This is a genomic window from Corynebacterium sp. HMSC06D04 (assembly GCF_001807315.1).
GTDB classification, from domain to species: domain Bacteria; phylum Actinomycetota; class Actinomycetes; order Mycobacteriales; family Mycobacteriaceae; genus Corynebacterium; species Corynebacterium simulans.
Genome location: NZ_KV788561.1, coordinates 155,341 through 161,871, shown reverse-complemented (window position 1 = coordinate 161,871; position 6,531 = coordinate 155,341). Strand labels below are relative to the sequence as shown.

General features: G+C 58.6%; 5 protein-coding genes. 1 reads left to right on the top strand and 4 read right to left on the bottom strand.

The features are described from left to right. The coding region (locus HMPREF3155_RS13340) for a YhgE/Pip domain-containing protein (protein ID WP_246817734.1) at positions 1-1,032 on the bottom strand (1,032 nt) is incomplete at its 3' end. A gap of 518 nt (positions 1,033-1,550) precedes the next feature. Here HMPREF3155_RS13340 and HMPREF3155_RS11750 point away from each other — a divergent pair. Beyond that, a complete protein-coding gene (locus HMPREF3155_RS11750) occupies positions 1,551-3,539 on the top strand; it encodes an acyltransferase family protein (RefSeq protein ID WP_070433396.1) in 1,989 nt (662 codons plus the stop codon). Positions 3,540-3,560: 21 nt separating this feature from the next. Here HMPREF3155_RS11750 and HMPREF3155_RS11745 read toward each other — a convergent pair whose 3' ends face one another. The 3 genes from HMPREF3155_RS11745 to gluQRS all read right to left on the bottom strand — a co-directional run bounded on the left by HMPREF3155_RS11745 (position 3,561) and on the right by gluQRS (position 6,489). Then, on the bottom strand, positions 3,561-3,893 hold the full coding sequence (locus HMPREF3155_RS11745; protein WP_061920092.1) for a hypothetical protein: 333 nt from the start codon (positions 3,891-3,893) through the stop codon (positions 3,561-3,563). Positions 3,894-3,917: 24 nt separating this feature from the next. Next, on the bottom strand, positions 3,918-5,474 hold the full coding sequence (locus HMPREF3155_RS11740) for a cation:proton antiporter (protein ID WP_070433395.1): 1,557 nt from the start codon (positions 5,472-5,474) through the stop codon (positions 3,918-3,920). Positions 5,475-5,544: 70 nt separating this feature from the next. Continuing rightward, positions 5,545-6,489 (bottom strand): tRNA glutamyl-Q(34) synthetase GluQRS, encoded by a 945-nt coding sequence (gene gluQRS, locus HMPREF3155_RS11735; protein WP_070433394.1) that lies wholly within the window; start codon positions 6,487-6,489, stop codon positions 5,545-5,547. Between the last annotated feature and the right edge of the window lie 42 nt (positions 6,490-6,531).

The window sequence follows — 6,531 nt, the reverse complement described above, 5'->3', positions numbered from 1 at the left end:
CCCCGCCACACCCGGAGCTACGGCGGGCGAATTAACGACATCGCGCAGCTGCCGGATGGATTCATCCCCGGCGGCAATAGCATCGTTGGTTTGCTGGGTCGCGGAGTCAAAACGGGAGTTTGCTTGGTCGAGCTGCGCAGTAATATCCGCGACGGATTCCTGGGCCCGCGCGGTCCCTTGCGCGACGCCGGTTGAGCCCTCGACGAAAGCCGAGGTCAGGGAATCGGTATAGCCGGTGACGTCGCCTTGTGCGCTGGCGATGACATCCTGGACGTCGCCAAGTGCGGCTTGTGCATCCGTCATAGCCTGCTCAACATCGCGCACCGTCTGCTTGGCATTTTGCATCTTGACCTGCGAGTTGCCAAGCTTATCGCCAACCTCACGCAAATCCGCACGCGCGGACTCGATGTTATTAGCCGCCTTGTCGAAGGCACCCTCCGAACTCTGGCGAGAGCGCTGCAGCCGGTCTTCGAACTTATTGCCCTCATCGCGCACCGAGGAGGCCGCTGCCTCTGCCACCTGCTGCTTGAATGCAGAGGTGATCTGCTCGTCCAAGCTAGATGCGGCGCTGTCGGTGATCTTGGGCGCGATTGCGCTGGCCTTCTCATTGACGCGGTACTCCAACGTTGGCTGCGCATATTGGCCATGCAGCGCGCCTAGAAGATCCGAGCTGAAATTCTCCGGGATGGTCACCGTGGCGAAGGTCTCCCCGCGCTCCAAGGAGCGCTCGGCTTCTTCAGCGTCAAGGAATTGCCAGCCCAGCTGGTGATTGTCGTGCAGCTGCTCCGTGACTTGCTTGCCGACGTCGATATGACCGGTGACATCAGAAGATCCGCCCTTGTCCTCATTGACAACGGCGACCTTAATATTTTCGGTTGCTCCGTATGGGTCCCAGAATGCCGCGATGTTGACCCACGAATAAAGCGCGGGCGTAATGACCAAACCGATGAGAATGATCCACGACTTTTTGGTGCGCCCAAGACGGGCAATATCTCTTAGAAAAATTTGCCAAGCATAACGCACGCTGAACATACTACTTAAGCTTTCGGACATGGCGTTAACCAGCACCTTTATTGTTCAACGAACGAAAGTAGTTCATTTTAGAAACTATTCATTTCAAGCTGCGGGCCGACGGTTTTATACAGCTTTCCTTCCCCGGACGAGGGCTTGAGCAAACTTGGGACATCGGAGTTATTTCCCGAGCTTCTCGGCCTAAACGGAACCCGCACTATCACTTACGCTTTCGAGACTCGCCTTAGCACGCAAAAGGCACAGCCTTTCAACACCGCGATCTATAGACCACCTTTAAACCACTTTGTTAAATATGTCACTCACCATATATACGAGGCCTAAAGAACTACATAAAGCTTTTACTCACCCCGCAACCCCCACACCGTGGGGAATATTCTCCCCCAAGAGCCAAACATGTCGAGACAAGGGTTTAGAGTAAGTGGAGCTTTGCGCTGTGACTGCCCTTCATTTTTTAAAGCAGCGCGAGAGATGTCCGTTTCCGCCCCCTTGATTGATGTTTCCCTATAGGAGAATTCCGGATGCCAAGACCGGTTGATTCACATACCTCTTACGTGCCCGCAATCGACGGCCTGCGTACCATCGCTGTGCTCAGCGTCGTGGCGTATCACCTAGACCCGGCCTGGCTGCCCGGCGGCTACTTGGGCGTCGGTATGTTCTTTACGCTCTCTGGCTACCTCATTACTGCCAACCTTATGCGCAGCCACCTGCGCGGCAAGGGCCTTGGCCTGCCTACCTTCTGGCTGCGCCGCTTCCGTCGCCTCGTGCCGGCAGTCGTTCTCATGCTGGTCGCCGTAGTATTGCTGACGATCTTCTTCGATCTCCCCAAGCTCGGCGAGACCAGCGGCCATGCGCTCAGCGCGCTGTTCTACGTCAACAACTGGCATGTCATCTTGGAGGGCCAGTCCTACTTTGACCGCTTTGCCGGCCACGCACCGCTGGACCACATGTGGTCGCTGTCGGTGGAAGAGCAGTTCTACCTATTCTGGCCGCTGGTGTTGTTTGTGCTGCTCAAGCTCACCCGTGGCAAGCGCAAGCCGCTTCTTATTTCCACGCTGGTGCTTGCCGCACTGTCCTTCGGGTGGATGGCCTTCCTGTTCAACACCGGCGCCGATGCCACCCGCGTCTACGAGGGCACCGATACCCGTGCCGGCGGGATTCTGCTTGGCGCTGCCCTCGCTATCGCACTGACCAAGCAGCGCGGCTACCGTATCCCGCCGCGGGCACTTACCATCCCGGCTTCCATTCTCGGTCTGGTTGGTATTGGCCTGCTCTTCTGGTTGCTGCCGGACTACTCGCCGCACCTATACAACTGGGGCCTTATCGCTCTTTCCATCGCCACCGTCGCGGTCATCGCCGCGGCCCTGGATCAGCACAGCCTCCTCTCGCGCTTCTTCGCGCTGGCACCACTGCGCTGGATCGGTGAGCGTTCCTACGGTATCTACCTCTGGCACCTGCCCGCCATCGTGTTCATTCCAGACTGGTCCGTAGCGCACCCCATCTTGGTCACCGTGATCTCCATCCTCCTCGCGGCCATTTCTTGGGCGTTAGTTGAGGACCCGATCCGCCGCAACGGCGTCGTCGAGCCGGTGAAGAATTGGTGGGCGAAGCGCAAGAGCATCGGCATGCCGCGCCTTGGCCTTACCGTTCCAGCCACGCTTATGGCGGCCGTGATTGCAATGGGCATTCCGGCCGCATGGAACGATTCACTGGGCCAGGAAGAAACCCCAGGCTCCCAGCAGATGGGCTTGAAGGTCGGTGGAGGCGGACCCAAGAAGGACACCGCGGCTGCGGCGCCAGCACCTCATGCGTCTTCTAGCGCGGCCCCGAGCTCCGCTGCCCCAGATCCGAACCAGAAGGGCAAGACGCGCTGCACCACCATCATCCACGTCGGTGACTCCACCTCCATCGGCATGTTCTCCGATGACTACGTCTCCGATCCTTCGCTCAATGCCCAGGTGACCTACAAGAACGTCGGCGCTCAAGAAGTCGTCGCGGACGTCACCGGCGCCCGCTCCACCGTTGAGGCCCTCGAGGGGGATCCAACCATCCTCGATTCCGTTAATCAGCTGTTACGGCAGGGCTACGGCGAGGGCGATTGCTGGGTCATCGGCGCTGGTGTGAACGACGCCGCAAACCGCGCCGTGGGCGGTTCCGGCGAGGAAGACTGGCGTGTGGACCAGATCATGCAGGTGCTTGGCAAAGCCCGCGTGATGTGGCCGACTGCCAAGACCAACCTGGATTCCGGTGCTTACGCCAACGCCAACATGGCGCCTTTCAACGAGGCCCTGCTCAAAGCGCGTGACCGTTACCCGAACTTGGTGGTCTATGACTGGGCTGCCGATGCCCGGACCGAGTGGTTCTTGGAGGGCGATGACGTCCACTACAACACCGGTGGCAACGAGAAGCGCGCGGAGTACTTCTCCAAGGCAATCGCCAAGGCATTCCCTGCTGACGGCTCCAAGCCGGACAAGCAGATCGTGGCCGTGGACTCTCAGCCCACGCAATAAGAAGCTTCTTAAAAGCGCTCGTTAGAAGGCCGGTGGCTCGTAGCCATCGGCCTTTAACCATTCAATATGAGGTGGGGTGTTGTGGCCCCACTCATTGCGGGTCCACACAAAAGCCTCTTCTACTTCTGCTTCCGAGTAGCCGCCATCGCGCAGATAGGCCTTGAAACCGTTTTTGCCCGGCTCCTTAATCCACAGCCAGATATAGTCCAGCACACTGTGATCCCCCAGCAAGTCCTGCAGAGACTCCGGCAGGTATTCACGCTCGGCGCGCACGCGGGCTTCTAGGTCCTCGTCGAAGAAGTCGTACAGATAATCCATACTGTCTTCCAGCTGGGCATATTCGAGTGCATTCATGTTTTTACTCCTTGTGGCCCCAGCCTAGTGGGCCTTGGTTCCCAGGGTCATGCGGTCTACTTCCTCGAGTACTTCATCCACGATCATCGGGTTGAAGTTGCGGTCACGGCGCAGGCGAAGCAGCTCCTGTTGGGCGCCTGCCAAGGCAACCCGGCGCGCCGCCAGCGCGACGTCGCGAGCTTTGATCGCCTTTTGCAGACGGGTGCTGGCATCGTCGCCGTCCTCGTCTTCACCAAGGCGATCCTCAAACCACTGCGAGATATTGGCGGCAATCTCTGGGTCCAATTCTTTGTATTTCCTCCGCATCGAAGCCACGCCAGCTTTGCGCGCACGCTTGGTGATTTCCGCGCGCATTTTGTCAGAAGCTGCCTGTGAATACGTGGTCAGATCCAGCTGACGCATGAGCCACGGCAGCAGGAGACCTGGCAGCACCATGGTCATCACCAGAACGGTCAGCGCGATAACGGAAAGTTCATCACTATAGGCAATGGCATCGCTCGGTATGGACAAAACCAGCGCGAGGGTGACCAGGCCACGCATGCCAGACCAAGCCATAAGCAGCACTTCCTGCAAGCGCAGCGGTGCAAGGCGTGGCTTTCCGCGCCGCAGATTGATGCGGTAGAAAAGCCACATCCATAGCAGCCGAACTACAAAGGCCACGAGGGAAAGCAGCACGCCAACGATGATCGAATGCCCCAGGTTGGTGCCCGCCTCGTGTACCGCACTGTTAACGGTCATGCCGATAAGGCCAAAGGCCACGCCCGTAAACAGCAGCTCGATGGTCTCCCAGAAGGATTGACCGGAAAGTCGGTCTTCGGCCTGAATCGACGCGCGCGAATGCAGCTCCACCGCGGCGATAACGACTGCAATAACACCAGAAGCATGGAGTTCTTCCGCAACTACATAGACGGCGAAGGGAATCACCCAGGTAAGCGCATTGCGGGCAACCACTTCATGAACTCGCGCGATGAACATGGAGGCAAGGCGTCCGCTGCCCCAGCCCAGCACACCCGCCACTGCTGCCGAGTAGAGGAAGTTCAAGATAGCATTCCCCCAGGTCATGGTGGAATCATCGGTCACCGCCACGAGTGCGAGGTGGAAAGCCACAATCGATGCCGCGTCGTTGAACAGGCCTTCAGTCTGCAGCGTGGAAATAATGCGGCGCGGGATACCCGCGGGCTCAGCCACTGCTTCCACCGCAACTGGGTCAGGCGGCGCGATAGCAGCGCCGATGAGAATCGCACCCGCCAGGCTGACTCCAGGCAAGAAGGCATAGGCAGTCATGCCCACGGTCAGCGTGGTGGCAACCACCAAGAGCACGGACAAGCTCAAGATAGTCACCCATTGCTCGCGGATTACACCCCAGGAGGTTCTACGCGCCAGTGCCCACAGCAAAGGCGGCAGGAAGACGGGCAGGATGAGATCGGTTGGAATCTCAAAGTCCGGCAGCCTCGGAATGAACATGGACAGTGCCGCCAGAATGGAAAGCAAAGCCGGCCAGGGAAGCCCGGTCTTATCCCCGACTGCCACCACAATCACGGTCAACAACATCAAACCAATGAGTACTAGCAGTACTTCCACAAAACTCACTCCACATACGCGCCGACTCTGCCCCTTGTAGCTTACCCTTTAAACAATAGTCTGGCCGGTATTAGTCCTGTGCGGCACCTCGGCGCCCATCGCTCCACTCATAAGGCTGAGTGCTCAGCGCCTCCGGCTGAAACTTTTCCAGTAGCTCGTGAGCGCTTGCTGCCGTATAGCCCAGCGAATGCGCCATCTGCCCCACCACCTGCTCCGGGGTATAAAACTCCAGCAACTGGCGCAGCGTTACCGCACCATCCCGTTTGGACAAGCGCTTGCCTTCCGCGTTGAGAACCAAGGGAACGTGAACAAACTCTGGCGCCGACTGGCCCAGCAAGCTCGCGAGATAAGCCTGCCGCGGGGCGGAGCTCAACAAATCATCGCCGCGGACTACCTGGTCGACTCCTTGGTAGATATCGTCTACCACCACCGCCAAGTTATAAGCCCAGTCCGTCTTTGGATTATCAATATCGGTAACCTGGCCGCCGCGCCGCAAGATGAAATCGTCGACGTCGCCTGTGTAATTGCCATGCAGCTTGTCCTGGATGGTGAACTGATTTGTTTCCGCACGCAGCCGCAGCGATGGCACGCGGCTTTGCGCGGCAAGCTCGCCGCGTTTTTGCGCTTTGGTTCCCTCATCAAGATAGCGGCAGGTGCCCGGATACTGCCCGGGGATGGCATGCGGGGCGCGCGCGGCTTCCTGAATGTCTTTGCGCGAACAGAAGCACTCATAGTACTGCAGCTTCTCCAAGGCCGCGCTGTAGGCGGCTTCCCTATCCTGCTGGTAGATGACCTCGCCATCCCAGTCGATTCCGAGCGTGGCCAGATCTTCCAATTGGCGCTGCGCTGCATCAAGCGAGGAGCGCTGCTTATCGATGTCCTCGATTCGCACCACAAAGCGCCGCCCTGAAGAACGCGCAAAAAGCCATGCCAGAAGGGCTGTGCGGAGGTTTCCGAAGTGGAGATCCCCCGAAGGGCTCGGGGCGTAGCGTCCAGCGTGGGTGTGAGAATCCATGGAATCTAGTGTACGAGCGAAATTTATATGTTCCTGCACTAA